This window comes from Paenibacillus alvei DSM 29, from assembly GCF_000293805.1.
In the GTDB taxonomy this organism is placed as follows: Bacteria; Bacillota; Bacilli; order Paenibacillales; family Paenibacillaceae; genus Paenibacillus_B; species Paenibacillus_B alvei.
In genome coordinates, this window is the sequence record NZ_AMBZ01000003.1 from 72,226 (window position 1) to 88,973 (window position 16,748).

Sequence of the window (16,748 nt, forward strand, 5' to 3'; positions counted from 1 at the left end):
CTCATGTTATAGTCGAAGCAGAATGTTAGTCTATTTGTTGGGCAGCAGTGTACAAGGAGGTGAACCGAGTGAGTTATGGACAGAGTGACAAGCTGCAGCTAATTATGAACGCAGCTTATGAACTCTTCGGTTCTAATGGTTTTTATGAAACGAAAATGTCGGAAATAGCTGACAAGGCTGGCATAGCCAAAGGAACGCTATATTTATATTTCGAGAGCAAAGAGCAGCTATTTGCGGCTATAATTATGCGCAGCTTCGAGCAGTTTCTGCAGGAGCTGGATCAAGGGCTTCTTGAGCGTGACACCTTCGAAGGAAGTCTTACCTTCATAGCTGAACATCATTTGGAGCATTATTACAAGCGCAGGGAATATACGAAGCTGTTCTTCAAAGCGCCGAATAAGGATCCGGAAATGATGGGAGCGCTGTGCAATTTCATGCAAAGCTATGTGCAGCGGATTGCAAGTACAATGGAGAACTTTGATCTACCAGATCCCCTACTTCACGCCAAATCCTTTATCGGGATGCTTGATATGCTCAAGATGGACATTTTATTTGATCCGACCTTCTCCATTCATGATTTGCGGCGGCGAATTCAATTCGCATCCGAATTATTTCAGAATGGATGTAAGCAAGGCATGCCGCTCTCTTAGCTGCATGAATGTTTTATTCAGAAGGGGAACCGATACAATGGTTCTCCTTTTTCGATGATGGAAAGTGGAAACGAAGGGGCACATTAGTGACCCCTTCGTTCTTTTGCAGTTTGTATTCACCTGAATGGACAAGATCTGTGCATATAAGCTATCGTCTATTGTCAATGAAATGTTATGATAAGGAATAGGTAAAGAAGTAGATTGGAGATGCAGTTGGATTGCGCTGCAACTTCGTTATAGATGGGTTGAGCTTGATTGGAGGAACGGAAATCATGCATGTAATGACGATCGAACAATTAGGTAAAAGTTATGGGGATAAAACGCTGTTTAAAGATGTATCATTTGGAATCGAAGCGGGAGATCGTATCGGTATCGTAGGCGTGAATGGTACAGGTAAATCTACGTTCCTTCGTACGATTATGGGCTTGGAGCCGATAGAAGAAGGTAAGATTATGGTTGGAAACCGTGTTCGCGTGCAATATGTGCCGCAGGAGCCGGAATATGATCCTAACGCTACTGTTTTGGATCAGGTGATGGGCGGGGATGCTCCTGAAATGGTTGCCATTCGAACATATACCGAGAGCTTGGAATCGGCCGCAGCTCATCCCAATGATGAGCAAGTCCAGCAAAGACTTGTACGAGCTAGCGATGATATGGATCGTCTTCAGGCTTGGCAGCTCGAGAGCGATGCCAAGACAATTCTGTCCAAACTTGGCATTCATCGCTTTGACGCCCGTATGGGTGATTTGTCAGGCGGTCAGCGCAAGCGTGTAGCGCTTGCCTCAGCACTGATTCACCCTTCGGACTTGCTGATGTTGGATGAACCGACGAACCATATCGATAATGATACTGTTGCATGGCTGGAGACATTGCTCCAAAAGCGCAGTGGTGCATTAATCATGATTACGCACGATCGCTACTTCCTAGATCGCGTAGCCAATCGTATGATCGAGCTGGATCAAGGTCGCGCTTACTTCTATGAAGCCAATTATACGCGCTTCTTAGAGTTAAAAGCAGATCGGGAGGCGCGTGAAGCTGCGTCAGAGGATAAGCGTCAGAATTTGCTGCGAAATGAGCTGGCTTGGATTCGGCGCGGGGCGCAAGCAAGATCTACGAAACAAAAGGCGCGGATTCAACGCTTCGAGGAATTGCAGACAAATAACCCGCTTGCGAAAAATGGACAAGTGGAAATCTCCGCAATGTCTGCGCGCCTAGGAAAGAAAATTATGGAACTGGATGCTCTTGGATGCTCGATTGATGGTCGTGAGCTGTTCAGGGATCTTAGCTATATTACTGTACCGGAGGATCGTATAGGCATCATTGGGCCGAACGGGAGCGGAAAATCGACACTGCTTCGTGTCATTGCAGGCATGCGCGAGCCGCAACAAGGATCCATCGTGTTAGGGCCAACGGTTCGCATTGGATTTTTCACACAGGAACATGAAGAAATGGATGAGTCGCTCCGTGTCATTGAGTATATACGCGAGGGAGCAGAAACCGTTAAGACTGCTGAAGGGCATACAGTAACGGCTGCACAAATGTTGGAGCGCTTCATGTTCAGCCCAACGATGCAGTGGACTTTGATTGGCAAGCTGTCAGGCGGAGAGAAACGGCGGCTTCAGTTGCTTCGAATCTTGATGGAAGCCCCAAATGTTTTGCTGCTTGATGAGCCAACCAATGACCTGGATGTACAGACGCTTGCAGTGCTGGAGCAGTATTTGGATGATTTCCCCGGCGTTGTCATCACGGTATCTCATGATCGTTACTTCTTGGATCGTGTAGCAGAACGTATCTGGTCATTTGAAAATGGTCATGTCAACCAGCATGTCGGCAATTATTCAGAATATATGGAGTGGCAATCCAAGCATGGAAATTCGACAAATTCGGAAAGCAGCGTAATTCAATCCAAGGTAGCGACTGATGCCACAGAGCCTGGCGGCAAACCAGAACGCAAGCCTAAGCTCAAAATGTCATACAAAGAAGAACGTGAGTATGAACAGATTGAAGAACGCATTATGGAAGCGGAGAGCAATATTGAACGAATCCAGCAGGATATGGAGCAGGCGTTCAATGATTCTGTACGCTTGCAGGAGCTGATGAAGGAAGATGCCGAAGCCCAGAAGCTGTTAGAGCATTTGATGGAGCGATGGACCTATTTGAGTGAGCTTGCCGAGCAAATTGAGGCGGAGAAATCAAAGTAACATTAGTGACATATGAGTTGACATGAAAGTATGAACGATACAGCTAATGAATAACAGCGATGTGAGGGGAAGCGTTCGTATTATGGGGAAGTATGAACCGGTATCACAAGATATTGTTATTTATCCTAGTAAGCGAAAATTAATCTTATTATGTCTATGTTCTCTCATTTTCATTGCAATTGGAACAGCACTGTTAGGAACGGATAAAGGGATTTATGTAATCCTTGGAGCGATAAGCATTGCATTTTTTGGACTTGGCTGTCTGTACAGCATGTACCGCATGCTCATTCCTAAACCTGCAGTAATCCTGACAGTGGAAGGATTCTATGATCAAGCTTCGCTTGGGGCGGCGGGGAAAGTGTTTTGGTCGGAAGTTGAGGAGATTAAGATTTATGAGATGATGGGGCAGACTTTTCTTGGTGTGAGGGTAGTGAATCCAGATCAGTTCCTAGCTCGCTGCCCAGGATGGAAGCGTTCAGCTATGTCAGCAAATCAGGCATTTGTGGATACACAGATTAACATTCCTAAGATTGGAATACGTGGCTCGATTGAGCAGCTTGCACAGGATATGCATGTGCGCTGGGAGCAAGAGAAACTGAATCAGCACTAATATAAAGAGCAGGAAATCTTACTTGAACTGTACCTCCAATCGCTAGATGGTGTCTAACAATTGGGGGGCAGTTCAACTTGGTTCCTGCTCTTTTTCTATGATTTGCTGCTTATCAAATCATGAATGACGAAAGTGCTTGCTATCTATATATCTATCCAAAGCCAATACCATTCTACTCATTGTCACCTATCTTTACGATGGCACGACCATGCGATTTGCCATGAAGAAGCTCAGTGACATAGGCAGGGACTTCTGACAACTGCAATTCACGTATCCAATTCGGGGTATCGATGAATGACTTCCACTGTTTTCCGATTCGCGACCATAAACGCATACGATCCTCATTCGAGACGAATACCGAATCGATGCCGTACAAGGTTGCACCTCTCAAAATGAAAGGAAAGACAGAAGCAGGTAATGCCCCGCCTGCGGTCATCCCGGCTGCAGCTACAGCTCCGCCATAATGCAGAGAAGACAGGACAGAGGCAAGGATAGCCCCGCCGCATACGTCGATTGCACCTGCCCAGCGCTGCTTATCGAGCGGCCTTGGCCGCTCAGGCAGAAGCTCTCTGCGTGCGACAATGTGCTTGGCGCCAAGCGTATAAAGCAGTTCTTCATATTGTGCCTTGCCTGTTGAGGCGACAACCTCATACCCCAGATTGGCAAGCATGGATACGGCAATAGAACCTACGCCTCCCGTTGCGCCGGTTACGAGAATAGGCCCTTGCTCAGGTGTTATTCCGTGGCGTTCCAAGCGTTCAACGGCGAGTGCAGCCGTTAGACCTGCTGTACCGAAAATCATGGCTTCCCGCAGACTGAGCGAATCTGGTAGCGGAACGATCCACTCGGCAGGGACACGGACAATTTCACTGAGCCCTCCCGTATGGGTCACTCCCAGCCCATAACCCGTTACAAGCACACGCTGGCCTGGCGAGTATCGTTCATCCTCAGACTGCATAACGACACCAGACATATCAATCCCTGGAATGAAGGGATATGACTTAACGATGTTGCCTGTAGGCGAGCAGGCAAGTGCATCTTTGTAGTTTAAACCTGAATAAGCAGTGCGAATTGTTACTGTGCCCGCTGATAGTTGATCCGGTGTACATGGCTGAACTTGTATATCTAATGCTCCGTCTGACTGTTGTTGAATCCATAACGCTGAAAATTGCTGTTGCTGTAGCATCTACCTTCGAGCCTCCCTTCTTATTCACTGTTGCACAAGCTAAGATATGTGGAAGATAGGACAAAATCACTCCCATTAGGGAATAAAGTGATTAACAGCATTAATTATATCTGTTCTTGCTCTTATTCCTCTGTGATGTATGCTGCAATCAAGCGTGCTGTGTTCATAACTGCACGTTGATGAGTGCGTTCCATCGCATGTGAGGCATGAACACCTGGACCAATTAGCGCAGCTCGAATGTTGTTGCCTCCGCGAAGTGCCGCAGATGCATCTGAACCGTAGTGTGGGTAAACATCGACTGCGTGTTCGATCCCTTCACGTTCTGCAAGTGCAATCAGTTGGCCTGTCATCATATAATCATACGGACCGGATGAATCTTTCGCACAAATCGACACGTCTGTTTCTTTACATGACAAATCATCCCCCATAGCACCCATATCAACGGCAAGCAATTCTGTTATTTCCTGGGGAATGAATGACGCTCCATGTCCGATTTCTTCATAATTTGTAATAAAAATGACAATATCATGCATTGGCTGCCAAGCATGGCGTTTCATGCTTTCCAGCAATCCGAATAATGCAGCTACACTAGCCTTATCATCTAGGTGGCGAGACTTAATTAAACCGTTTGGCAGGTGTACGGGACGCGCATCAAAGGAAACGTAATCTCCTGTACGGATGCCAAGCGCTTCGGTATCCTTCTTAGAGTGCACAAGCTCATCAATTCGTACAATCATATTTTTCTCTTCGCGTGCGTATTCTCTTGCATCGCTGTATACGTGAACAGAAGGATGATTCGTCATAATTGTACCTGTATATGTATGACCGCTGCGAGTATGAATTTGGCAGTATTCGTTTTCCATCGAGCCAGACATATACCCGCCAAGGGAAGTTAAGCGCAATGTTCCGTCAGTATGTATCGAACGTACCATAGCTCCGAGTGTGTCTACATGGGCGGATAATCCAATGACTTTTTTCGAGCTGCGATTCGTACCGGCTACCTTAATGACGCCACAGCCTTTTTGCGTCAGCTCAAATGAATATCCTAGCTGTTCTGCTTCTTGTCCAATCCGGTTCATAATATGGTGGGTATAGCCTGTCGGACTTGGACTTGATAGCAGTTCCAGCAGGAAGGCTGTTACATAGGTTTCGTCAATTATTGCATGAAATGGTTCAGGTGCGATTGTTGGATATGCAGATGTGGTCATAGGTTACGTTCCTCCTCAAAATCGTTTGTCCGTATATGTATCGTGCATGTGTTGGTGCCATCTTGCTTAATGCTCAGTCTTATTAACGCTGGATGTTGTTGTGAAGCCGGTGAGATCTTCAGTTGAAGGTTCTCCGTTAGGAAGTAAACCTTCTTGGTCACTTAGAGATTCATGGCTCTCTAGCATAGATGAGCCCTCCCCAGTAAGCTGCGCAAGCTGAAGCTCCAATTGCTTAATCTTCTTCTGGGAACGGAACTGTAAGTAAATGCTGTATGAGCCTACAATTACTGCGCCTAGCAGCGTGCAGCCCAAAATAAGTAGAATAAGCGGTACATCGAATGTGCCAAACAGCAGGTTAACTTGAACTGGATTTACATTGATAACGGCAAATATCGCTGTAATCAGCGCAAAAATGAGCCCTGCCAGCAAGGACCATTGAATTCGCATTGCAGGTAGCCTCCTTACCTTTATTTTATGTATCTAATCTCAGTATAATGTTCGACTTCATTCGCCACAAGTTGAATGGTTTCTCCATTTTAAATTCTTTATTGTGGAATTAATATTCATAATAGAGGGTTGCCATGGTATGATCATGGAAAGGGGTTATTTGGAAATGGTAAGGGAGGGATATTCATGAATACGATGAAGTCAGACGTTGTGATTATCGGCGGCGGACTTGGGGGAACACTGGCAGCGTGGACATTGATCAATCGCGGCCTGCGAGTAATCATGACAGAGGAGACGGACTGGATAGGCGGACAGCTTACAAGTCAGGCTGTTCCACCAGATGAGCATCCATGGATTGAACAAACAGGCTGTACTGCTGCTTACCGAACATTCCGCAATCAAATCCGCAGTCACTATGCTTCATTAGTGAAGCCGGAGCTGCTGCAGGATCGATACGCCTATGACAATACATTCAATCCAGGCAATGGATGGGTGAGCCGGCTATGCCATGAGCCGAATGTAGCACATCATTTATTGCTGTCATGGCTTCGTCCGCATGTAGAAGAAGGGCGATTGCAGATTCTGTATCATACGGTACCCATTCATGCGGATACACATGGGGATGCGGTAACGAAGATTGTGGTTCAAAATCGGATTACGCTTGAGAAGTCGGTACTTACAGGCGCTTATTATGTGGATGCAACCGAATGCGGAGATGTGCTGCCATTGGCAGGAATTGAATACGTGGTTGGGGCAGAGTCACGTGCAGTGACAGGGGAGCCTCACGCGTTGGAGGAAGCGGATCCAGCTGATTTGCAAGCGTTTACGGTTGTGATGTCCCTAGAGAAGCTGGATGCGGAGGCTGCTGCGAACAATAAGCCGATCCCTAGACCGGACAGTTACGAACGATGGAGGAGCTTTCATCATGAGGGATCGCCTTATCCACTGCTTAGCTGGTGGGATACGAAGCCAAATGCGACTCATGAATTTCGCAAGTTCATCTGCTTGCCTAACGATGTAGACCCAATGCCCCTATGGACTTATCGCCGTACAATTGATGCCTCGCAGTTCCAGGGTGGAATGTATTCTGGAGATTTGTCTTTAATCAACTGGCCGCAAAATGACTACTCGATTGCATCTCCCGTTGAAATGAGCTATGAGGAACGGGATGCGCTCATCGCGGAAGCAAGGCAGTTGAGCTTGTCTCTGCTCTATTGGCTTCAGACAGAGGCGCCTCGTGAGGATGGGGGAGCAGGTTACCCTGAATTTCGCTTATACGGTCCATCTGTCGGTACAGAGGATGGTCTCGCCAAGTCGGCCTATATTCGTGAATCGAGAAGAATCCAAGCGATGTATACGATTACGGAGCAGGATGTCAGTAAAGAGCTTCGCAAAGCGCAGGGCTTGGGCATACGCCGATATGAGGACAGTGTGGGAGTGGGGAGCTACTCCATGGATTTACACACAACAACAAAGACCGGAAGAAGCTGCTACATTCCAACAATGCCTTATGAAATACCACTTAGTGCCTTGATCCCTAAGCGGGTAATCAATGTTCTGCCTGCCTGCAAAAATATCGGTACGACCCAGCTTACCAATGGATGTTATCGTCTCCATCCAACCGAATGGAATATAGGAGAGGCAGTCGGCCATCTGATCGCTTATTCCATCGCACAGGGTGTCATTCCACGCAGCGTCTATGAAGATAAGCAGCATTTGAAGGCATATCAATCTGAGCTGGATGCGGCGGGTGTGCAGCGTTGCTGGCCGTTTGACGGGGTGGAGTAACTAGAGTGAAGAATAGTGATGATGCCACTTTTATGGATGCTCATCAATCGACTTTGCAAGACTAAAAAGACGCTCGGCAGTCAAGAAAGCAGACTGTCGAGCGTCTTTTTACATTTATTTTGCAAGCTGCTCCATCTCTTCAATGAGGGATTCAAGCAAGCTCATGCCTTCCTCGATTGGCTTAGGTGTGGACATATCAACGCCGGCCTTCTTCAAGATATTAATAGAGAAGTCGCTGCCGCCGCTCTTCAGGAAGCCTGTATAGCGTTCGACTGCCGGTTGTCCTTCTTCGAGAATTTGCTTCGCGAAGCTTTGCGCTGCCGAGAAGCCTGTTGCATATTTGAATACGTAGAAGCTCGTATAGAAATGAGGAATACGCGCCCATTCCATTTCGATATCCTTATCAATGACCATATCATCGCCATAGTACTTTTTGTTCAAGTCATAGTACACGTCACAGAGCAACTGTGGTGTTAACGCTTCGCCTTTTTCTGCACGATCATGGATGATCATTTCGAATTCGGCAAACATCGTCTGACGGAATACCGTTGTACGGAACTGATCGATGTAGTATGCAAGCAGGTACATCTTTTCTTTCTTGTCCGTAGTCTTCTTCAACATGTAGTCCATAAGCAGTGCTTCATTCAGCGTAGACGCAACTTCAGCGAGGAAGATCGTGTATTGTGCATCGCGGTATGGCAAATTATTGTCTGAATGATACGAATGCAATGCATGACCCATTTCATGAGTCAATGTGAACATGCTGTTCAAATTGTCTTTGTGGTTCAACAGCACATAAGGGTGAGTGCCGTATGCGCCCCAGCTGTATGCACCTGTGCGTTTGCCTTCATTTTCGTAAACATCAATCCATGCGTTATCGAATCCTTCTTGAAGCACTTTCAGATAAGATTCGCCAAGCGGTTTCAAGCTTTCTTTCACAGTAGCCTTAGCTTCCTCGAAAGTAATATTCATATCGAACTCTTCGACGACCGGAGCGAACAAGTCATACATATGCAGTTCCTTCACGCCAAGAAGCTGCTTGCGGAGCTTCATATAACGGTGCATAAGCGGCAAATGCTTGTGAATCGTATCAATCAGGTTCGTGTAGACTTCCTTCGGAATGTTATCGCCGTACAAATACATTTCCAATGTAGAAGGGTATTTGCGTGCACGCGAATAGAACAAGTTCTTCTGCACATTTGCATTCAGTGTAGAAGCAATTGTATTGCGTTGCTTGCGATAAGTGCCGTATACACCTTCAAATGCAGCCTTGCGAACCTCGCTGTTGCGGCTTTCAAGGAATTGAATGTAACGGCCATGTGTCAGCTCCACATCGTTGCCCTTTTCATCTTTAATGGTCGGGAATTTCATATCCGCATTATTCAACATGCTGTAAATGGTCTCAGGTGCCTTGGACATGCTTCCGACTTGCGCGAGCAAGGCTTCTTCTTGCTTCGTCAGAACGTGTGCTTTTTGACGCTTCATTTCCGTCAAGGTGAAGCGGTATGCAGAGAGCTTCGGATCCTCGATGAAAGCATTCAACTGTTCGTCGGACAAGGACAGCACTTCGGGTGTAATGAAAGAGAGCGCCTCCCCAACCGTTACACTCAACTGCTTTGCCTTCTCTGACAAGGCTTGATATTTAGGCTCTGCCGTATCTTCATGATGGCGCATGCTTGCATACACGTACAGGCGCTCGGTATGTAGGGAAATGTCATCTTCAAGCTCGAAGCAGCTCTTCAGTACATCGGCCTCAGACAGCTTGCCTTGATATTGCTTCATCTTATCCAAAAGCTGGTTAACTAACGAATACTCTTTATCCCATTCAGCTTGTGAACCGAATAAGTCTTCCAATTTCCAGCGCACATCTTGTGGAACTTCTGAACGTTTCAATACTTGTTGCATATGTACCCTCCTCATGTGTTGATGCTGCGATAATGGCTTAGCTACTGCATGCTTATGACTTGAGGCAGTAGTTGTAGAAGCGGGAAGCAGGCTGGTCGCCGTGATGGCGGTTGTAACCAGTCCGATCACCAATTGGCGTGTTGTGGCCATATTACCCCTCCGTAGGCACTCATAGTGGCTCTCCTATTGGGAGAGCTGCCAATAAATCTGTAGGGTAGTATGACCAGAGCAGCGCCAAACTATCTGCTGCGATCGGCTACGTTTGTTCTGAAAACAAGTCGCAGACTAAGTTCCGAGCGCTAAGAAGGAATATACGATCAGGAAGAAGGCAAAAACGATCATGCACAATGCAGTAATTGCCAAAGGCCTTTGCAGCTTATCAGGCAGCGTATCCCTCTTCCAAATCAGTATGACTCCTAATGAGAATGCGAGCAAAATGAAAATAAGGTTCGTTGATGAAAAATTCATATGCATCCTGCCTTTACACTTGCTTAAATCTGAGCATCAGCTCGTTCCATTCCTCTTCCTTGCCCACGAATTCCTCTTTAGGGAAGCGTTGTTCCGCCCAGTGCATCAACGCCGGACGGCTTAGGAAGTTATGACATTCCTCTCCCCATTGTTCGGATATTTCACGCAATACGATATAACGGCCCTGTACTTCAACCGTCAGCATATTCCAGTTATCCTTTTTATAAATAATGTGTTTTTTCATCATTTCAAAGCTACCTCGTTTCTTGGTGCAGGGCACCGTCAATCTAAGTTGTATACGGTATTGCCAAGCAGTTCGTCTTACCGATCATGATACCTTAGCAACTAGATGAAATCAAATCTGATTTCCCCAAAAACCGCAATATAGACGACTTTATTTGCAAGATCTTAAGAAATCTTTTTTTGTGGGAAAAGTTGCGTTTGACTTTTTGCTTAAGTATAATGTTACTATTCGCCTGTAAGGGCGAAGAAGTGAGGAGGTTTTGACCTTGAAAGGTACTGTAAAATGGTTTAACGCAGAAAAAGGCTATGGATTTATCCAAGTGGAAAACGGCGAAGATGTATTCGTTCACTTTTCCGCAATCCAAGGCGACGGTTTCAAAACACTTGACGAAGGCCAAGAAGTAGAGTTCGATATCACTGAAGGCAATCGCGGTGCGCAAGCAGCTAATGTCATTAAATTATAATGAGTTGTCCCGTTAAGGGCTGTCATTTATAAATAGTGCACTAGCAATGCCAAGCAGCCATGCTCCATGATGAGCATGGCTGCTTTTTTAGTAAGTCAGGTCAATACTCCATATCGTACGAGTCGAGCGAGCTGTATGGTGACAGAAACTCTGTGCTGATTTCCTTCTGGATGCGCAAGGATATGCAGGAAGACAAATCCGTTTCCGCGGAGTGTCATCCTGTTCGCAGGTAATACCCCACATGGAGACAGGTGCACCTAAGCGGAATGAGGTCATGATCATGACGGTTCCTTGCAATGCAAATGAAGAATCAACTGAGAACTATATACTGCGTCCTTCAATTGATGAAGTCGAGCTTGCCCATCACATGCTATACAACGATTGACGCATAGTAAAAGGAAAAGCCCCTTATGCTTCTCATTCGATGGAGAAGTGCAAGGGGCTTGCTTGGTTAGATCTGATAAACGTACATTCGTACATTATCGTGCTTTTTTAGTCGACGATTCGCAGGATGTCCTCGACAGGCTTGCGCGGCAGCTTGGCCGGCGTTTCGTGCGGATAGCCTAAGGCAAGCACCATGTTCACCTGACGATCTTCAGGAATTTCCAGTAAAGACTTGATTGCATCAGCTGCCAATAGAACAGGGCCGGTCATCGGACAACTAGCCAATCCTTGCGCATGTGCGGCTAGCATTAGATTTTGAATGGCCAAGCAGCTGCTCTTAATTCCTTCTTCTTCCCACACTGTATTTGGCACCAGTTGAATCGGATCGAAGATGCGCTCACGGAATTTCGAGGTATAAGGTGTTGCTAAGCATACAATGAGTGCTGGTGCGTCAGAAAAGGCTGTTGCATAAGGCCCGAAGGATTTGAGGAGCATTCTCGCTTCCTTGTTCAATCCTTGCTCCTCTGCAGTTTGTGCCCTGGCATGCAGCGCATCCCAAGTAAGCTGTTCAATTTGCTGAATGATGGAACGATTTACAATCGCAATAAATTCCCACGTTTGCGAGTTCGTATCGCTTGGAGCATAGCGAGCACAATCAATAAGCTCCTTAATGTCGTCCACAGACACGGGACGCTCATCGTAGCGTCGAACACTGCGGCGCCCATGAATGACTTCCTTTATCGTCTCATACGTAGTTGTCATATTGGTGACCCTCCACCGAACGAGTAGTATGATTCCTTTAAGACCTTGTATTAGGACCTACTACTATTATACGGTACACTTCAAAAAAGCAATTAGCTTCCTTTGCGTAAAGTCCGTCTTGAACCAGTTTCATTCTGGCGAGCGATTACGGCCATGGTCAGAAAGCCGAGACAGGCAACGAAGGAAAAGCCAGCCGCAACGTCATAGAGCACATCCTTGCCGAAGGACTGCATTAAGATCCCGCCAAAAGTACCGCTAATAAGTCCGGCAATACTTGACCACACGATTGTGTACAGCGCAAGCCCGGTAGAACGATATTCATCTGGGATGACGCGGCTTATATATCGAACTGCAACGAAATAAAAAATACCGAACGAAACGCTGTGCAGAAGCTGAGTGGATACGATCCATGCGGGATCTTGCAGCACGGCTATAAGCAAAAGTCGAATGGTATAGGTTAATCCAGAGAAAGCTAATAGCGGAAGCTCCCTGAATTTCTCCCCATAGGCATTCAATAGGAAGAAGATCGGGATTTCACTCAGCGCAGAGAGCATCCAGGCCCAGCCAACCAATGATTCATCTGCCCCAATTTGGGACAATGATAGTCCAAGGAAGGCTTCATTCAGCCGATGTCCAATCGCAAGCAGCAATACGAACAAGAAGAACAACAGCACTTCCCGCTGCCGCAGAACAACCCATAGACCGGATAGCTCCATCTTTTTCATAGAAGCTCGCTTATCTGTGAGCGGGAAGGCAAGTCCTAGTGACAGCACGCCTAATAGAACAATGATCCAAATGCTATATGAGGCTCCTATTGAGCGCAGGACAAAGCCGAATAGAAGCGCAGATACCGCAAATCCGATAGAGCCGAATACACGAATGCCGATGAAGCTTTTGCCTTGCGATTGGGCGGTCATGATCGAGAAACTGTCGTTCAACGGATAGATCGGAAAGTAAAAGAAATAAAAACAAACGAGAAGCAGTGCGACGACTCCGTACGATGAAGCTTGAGCAAGCGTCACGGACAGAATAATTTGGGCAATTAGCAGTGTGATGAGTACCTTTTTTAACGTGCCAAGCTTGTCGCTCATTACACCCCAAAACAGATTGGATACAATCGAAATGAGCGGGCCAATGGAATAAAGAAGTCCGATTTGCACACTTGTGAAGTGCAGTGATTTGTAATAAAGCGGCAAATACGAAACAACGACCGAAGAGGTCATGAAAATCATAAATGTAAAGGCGCGCAGCCAATGCGCTTCTGTGTTCCGGGGTGCCGGATGCGCCATGTGTGTTCCCTCCATGAAGTAGATGAATGTATGTATAGCGGAGTTGTCAACTGAGCAAGTATAAATGGCATAATCCCTAGTATAGCATGCTTCTTCTGGAATGGGACGGTTTCGTCATTTACATCCTCTTAAGCGGCATGGTACATTAACAGCATTAATGATGCATCCTATTTACCGGAGGTGTGGCAGCATTATGAATGATTGGTTCGAATTCGATGAACGGCTGGGTATAGAGGTGCCTATAGTAGAAGATTCATGGGACGGACTGAGCTGGGACGATCAAGTGCTTATTATGGAAAAGTGGGAACACACTCGAGGTAGGATTCCCGACCGTATTAAAGAACTGGAACGTACGATTATTAGGAAGCAGAATGCGCTGAACGAGGAGGAGCAATTTGAGGCTTCCTGCCGGCTGAATAGCGAGATCGCAGAACTGGCTTCCCAGATTATCGATCTGAATTTATGGTACCGGGTTCATCAGGACGTAGATGCCAAAAATCACCACTAGTGATTATCGCATGCAATCGTTTGTGCAATTAGTCACTTCGTAATATAATAGGTGTGGTTAAAATGAGTACGCAATAAGTGTCAGTAACATCCCGTAGAAGTTGACCTACACAGAGGACGGAGGATTTTCTTGAATCAGGTGAGGCAACGCCGTACGCGAGCTCCGAAAGAGCCGCTCGGACTCATGTACCGCGTGTATAAGTACATATTGCCGGAGGTTCGTCAATCATTGGCAAATTGGCAGGCGCGGGCTGAGCGTATTCCGAACGAGGAGCTGCGCAAGCAGGCGCTCGCGAGCATCGCTAGCAAGCAGTTTCATTGCGAGGGCGGTGCGGTGTACGCTGCGGCTAGGTTAGATGTGCGCCATATATTGATCCCGCTCATTGTTGCTTTTCAAACGATCAGTGACTACTTGGATAACCTGTGCGACCGAAGCACCTCGATGGATGCGGATGATTTTCGCCTGCTTCATCAGGCCATGCTGGATGCGGTCCAACCGGACGAACCTCTGAAAGATTACTATGCGCTCCGTGACGATCGAGAGGACGGGGGCTATTTGCGTGATCTAGTATTGACGTGCAGGGAGTGTATCGCTTCACTGCCGGCATATAAGGTTGTGCAGCCGCATATTGTTCGTCTTGTCGGACTGTATACAGACCTGCAAGTGTACAAGCATATTCACCCGGATTCTCGGGAGCAGGCACTGCTGGATTGGTGGAGTTTGCATGAATCGGCTTTTTCGGAGCTGGGCTGGAATGAATTCGCTGCGGCGACCGGCTCTACGCTAGGTGTGTTCCAGTTGTTTTTGGCTGCGGCAGACGAGAGACTGACGCATGCTGAGGCAGACCGCATTCTAGAGGCATATTTTCCTTATGTATGTGGGCTGCATATTATGTTAGATTATTTAATTGACCAGGAAGAAGATCGTAGCGGCGGAGACTTGAATTTCTGCAATTATTACGACGATCAGAGCTTGGTCGTGAACCGGATTGGCCACTTTGCAGACCTTGCAACGGAACGAGTTAGCTCGCTGCCGGATGGACGATTTCATCGTATGATTATAGAAGGGCTGCTAGCTCTATATTTATCAGATCCGAAAGTAAGGGAACAGGCCGCGGTTCAACAAGTATCCAAGCGTCTCATGCGAAATAGTCCGCTTATGCGGTTATTTTTCTGGATGAACAGCCTCTGGATACGCAAACATATGTATTGAGGATAATGAGGGAGGAAACAAATCATGACTGCTGTAAAAAAGATTGCCGTATTGACTAGCGGCGGGGACTCTCAAGGTATGAACGCTGCAATCCGATCAGTAGTGCGTGCAGCTATATTTAATGGAATTGAGGTTTACGGAATTCAACGCGGATATCAAGGGCTTTTGAATGAAGATATTCGTCCGATGGACATCCGCAGTGTTGGTGATATCATTCAACGTGGCGGTACGATTTTGCAATCTGCTCGCTGTCAAGAGTTCAGAACGCCAGAAGGCCAGCAAAAGGGTGCGGACATTTTGCGCAAGCATGGCATCGATGGCTTGATCGTGATCGGTGGCGACGGTTCTTATCAAGGTGCGAACAAATTGAGCAAGCTTGGCATCAAGACCATGGGTCTGCCAGGAACAATTGATAACGATATTTCCTTTACCGATCATACAATCGGCTTCGACACAGCTGTCAGCATCGTAGTTGACGCGGTTAACAAGCTTCGCGATACGATGAGCTCCCACGAACGTTCTTCTGTCATAGAAGTGATGGGCCGCCATTGTGGAGATATCGCGCTGTATGCAGGTCTTGCAAGCGGTGCGGAATCGATTCTTGTTCCTGAAGTTGATCATAACATTGATGAAGTTGCAGCCCGTATGAGAGAAAACTTCGAATGCGGCAAGCGTCACAGTATCGTTATCGTAGCGGAAGGCGTTGGACGCGGAGAAGATGTAGCGAATGCCATTATCGAACGCTGCCCTACTGTTGAGCCGCGCGTTACGGTTCTTGGTCATATTCAACGCGGTGGCGCGCCAACTGCATTCGACCGTATCCTCGCAAGCCGTCTTGGCGACTTTGCGGTTCGCAAGCTGATGGAAGGGGAATCCGGCAAGGCTTGTGGTATGATCAAAGGCGAGCTGGTGGCAACCGATATCGATCTTGTTGTGAACACGAAAAAGGAATTCAACATGGAGCTGTACGAATTGGCTACGCGTCTGTCTCAATAAGACGCTGCTTGTTCAAGCAGATTTGGATAAGCCCGGCTTGCCGCATCATGCGGTCGGCCGGGCTTTTTGGCATGTCATTTATCGACTCGGGTTTGGATTAAGATCGCGTTCGAAGATTGTACAGATCTTGACGCCTTATTCCGGTTTTTTGTATGATGTGCGATAGGGAAGGGGATGGAAAAATGTACATATATCGGTTGGAAGCGTCATCGATGCAAGGGACGTTCGTATGTGTGCTCACGGCGGATACAGAGGAGCAAGCGTTTCTGCATGCGGAAGCACATTTCGAGGGGGAGCTTCCTGGGCTGAAATGGGAAGAATTGACCTTGCTTGAGAAGAAGCGCTGCGTCAATGGCAGCGGTTATATCATCCCCGCTCGAGATTCATAGATGCTTGGCAGCCGAATTATGATAGAAGGGGAGTGCGA

General features: G+C 47.0%; 18 protein-coding genes. 10 read left to right on the forward strand and 8 right to left on the reverse strand.

Going from position 1 to position 16,748, the window contains the following annotated elements; translation table 11 throughout:
* Positions 1-68: 68 nt before the first annotated feature.
* The 3 genes from PAV_RS10885 to PAV_RS10895 all read left to right on the forward strand — a co-directional run bounded on the left by PAV_RS10885 (position 69) and on the right by PAV_RS10895 (position 3,461).
* The gene (locus PAV_RS10885; RefSeq protein ID WP_005546038.1) at positions 69-650 is read left to right on the forward strand and encodes a TetR/AcrR family transcriptional regulator; all 582 of its coding nucleotides are present in this window, start codon (positions 69-71) and stop codon (positions 648-650) included.
* Between the two features lie 272 nt (positions 651-922).
* The gene (locus PAV_RS10890; RefSeq protein ID WP_005546040.1) at positions 923-2,851 is read left to right on the forward strand and encodes an ABC-F family ATP-binding cassette domain-containing protein; all 1,929 of its coding nucleotides are present in this window, start codon (positions 923-925) and stop codon (positions 2,849-2,851) included.
* Positions 2,852-2,933: 82 nt separating this feature from the next.
* Positions 2,934-3,461: an STM3941 family protein gene (locus PAV_RS10895; protein ID WP_005546043.1), complete on the forward strand. Its 528-nt coding sequence runs from the start codon at positions 2,934-2,936 to the stop codon at positions 3,459-3,461.
* 172 nt (positions 3,462-3,633) lie between these two features.
* Here PAV_RS10895 and PAV_RS10900 read toward each other — a convergent pair whose 3' ends face one another.
* From PAV_RS10900 to PAV_RS10910, 3 genes are all read right to left on the reverse strand, one after another.
* Positions 3,634-4,647, reverse strand: coding sequence for an acrylyl-CoA reductase family protein (locus PAV_RS10900; protein ID WP_005546045.1), 1,014 nt, complete (start codon positions 4,645-4,647; stop codon positions 3,634-3,636).
* Between the two features lie 122 nt (positions 4,648-4,769).
* Complete coding sequence (locus tag PAV_RS10905) at positions 4,770-5,855, reverse strand: M42 family metallopeptidase (protein WP_005546046.1); 1,086 nt, start codon at positions 5,853-5,855, stop codon at positions 4,770-4,772.
* A gap of 66 nt (positions 5,856-5,921) precedes the next feature.
* Positions 5,922-6,302: a LapA family protein gene (locus PAV_RS10910; RefSeq protein ID WP_005546047.1), complete on the reverse strand. Its 381-nt coding sequence runs from the start codon at positions 6,300-6,302 to the stop codon at positions 5,922-5,924.
* Positions 6,303-6,488: 186 nt separating this feature from the next.
* Here PAV_RS10910 and PAV_RS10915 point away from each other — a divergent pair, with 186 nt between their 5' ends.
* Positions 6,489-8,090, forward strand: coding sequence for an FAD-dependent oxidoreductase (locus PAV_RS10915; RefSeq protein ID WP_005546048.1), 1,602 nt, complete (start codon positions 6,489-6,491; stop codon positions 8,088-8,090).
* A gap of 114 nt (positions 8,091-8,204) precedes the next feature.
* Here the strand turns inward: PAV_RS10915 and pepF are convergent, their stop codons facing one another.
* The 3 genes from pepF to PAV_RS10930 form a co-directional block, all read right to left on the reverse strand.
* Complete coding sequence (pepF, locus tag PAV_RS10920) at positions 8,205-9,995, reverse strand: oligoendopeptidase F (RefSeq protein WP_040735798.1); 1,791 nt, start codon at positions 9,993-9,995, stop codon at positions 8,205-8,207.
* A gap of 285 nt (positions 9,996-10,280) precedes the next feature.
* Entirely contained in the window at positions 10,281-10,463 is a 183-nt protein-coding gene (locus tag PAV_RS10925) for a hypothetical protein (RefSeq protein ID WP_040735799.1), read from the reverse strand.
* A 13-nt stretch (positions 10,464-10,476) separates the two neighbouring features.
* The gene (locus PAV_RS10930; RefSeq protein ID WP_005546051.1) at positions 10,477-10,710 is read right to left on the reverse strand and encodes a hypothetical protein; all 234 of its coding nucleotides are present in this window, start codon (positions 10,708-10,710) and stop codon (positions 10,477-10,479) included.
* A 262-nt stretch (positions 10,711-10,972) separates the two neighbouring features.
* Between PAV_RS10930 and PAV_RS10935 the strand changes: the two genes are divergently transcribed.
* Positions 10,973-11,170: a cold shock domain-containing protein gene (locus PAV_RS10935; RefSeq protein ID WP_005546053.1), complete on the forward strand. Its 198-nt coding sequence runs from the start codon at positions 10,973-10,975 to the stop codon at positions 11,168-11,170.
* A gap of 241 nt (positions 11,171-11,411) precedes the next feature.
* Positions 11,412-11,555, forward strand: coding sequence for a hypothetical protein (locus tag PAV_RS34595; RefSeq protein WP_157266775.1), 144 nt, complete (start codon positions 11,412-11,414; stop codon positions 11,553-11,555).
* Positions 11,556-11,662: 107 nt separating this feature from the next.
* On the opposite strand, the gene PAV_RS10940 is transcribed toward PAV_RS34595, so the two are convergent.
* Together PAV_RS10940 and PAV_RS10945 are read right to left on the reverse strand one after the other, a co-directional pair.
* The gene (locus PAV_RS10940) at positions 11,663-12,316 is read right to left on the reverse strand and encodes a nitroreductase family protein (protein WP_005546055.1); all 654 of its coding nucleotides are present in this window, start codon (positions 12,314-12,316) and stop codon (positions 11,663-11,665) included.
* 92 nt (positions 12,317-12,408) lie between these two features.
* Positions 12,409-13,605: an MFS transporter gene (locus PAV_RS10945; RefSeq protein WP_005546057.1), complete on the reverse strand. Its 1,197-nt coding sequence runs from the start codon at positions 13,603-13,605 to the stop codon at positions 12,409-12,411.
* A 193-nt stretch (positions 13,606-13,798) separates the two neighbouring features.
* On the opposite strand from PAV_RS10945, the gene PAV_RS10950 reads away from it, so the two are divergent.
* The 4 genes from PAV_RS10950 (at position 13,799) to PAV_RS10965 (ending at position 16,710) form a co-directional block, all read left to right on the forward strand.
* Positions 13,799-14,113: a hypothetical protein gene (locus tag PAV_RS10950; protein ID WP_005546058.1), complete on the forward strand. Its 315-nt coding sequence runs from the start codon at positions 13,799-13,801 to the stop codon at positions 14,111-14,113.
* Positions 14,114-14,242: 129 nt separating this feature from the next.
* Positions 14,243-15,325, forward strand: coding sequence for a tetraprenyl-beta-curcumene synthase family protein (locus tag PAV_RS10955; RefSeq protein ID WP_005546061.1), 1,083 nt, complete (start codon positions 14,243-14,245; stop codon positions 15,323-15,325).
* A 24-nt stretch (positions 15,326-15,349) separates the two neighbouring features.
* On the forward strand, positions 15,350-16,321 hold the full coding sequence (gene pfkA / locus PAV_RS10960; protein ID WP_005546063.1) for a 6-phosphofructokinase: 972 nt from the start codon (positions 15,350-15,352) through the stop codon (positions 16,319-16,321).
* Positions 16,322-16,503: 182 nt separating this feature from the next.
* Positions 16,504-16,710, forward strand: coding sequence for a DUF3906 family protein (locus tag PAV_RS10965; RefSeq protein ID WP_040735800.1), 207 nt, complete (start codon positions 16,504-16,506; stop codon positions 16,708-16,710).
* Positions 16,711-16,748: the final 38 nt, after the last annotated feature.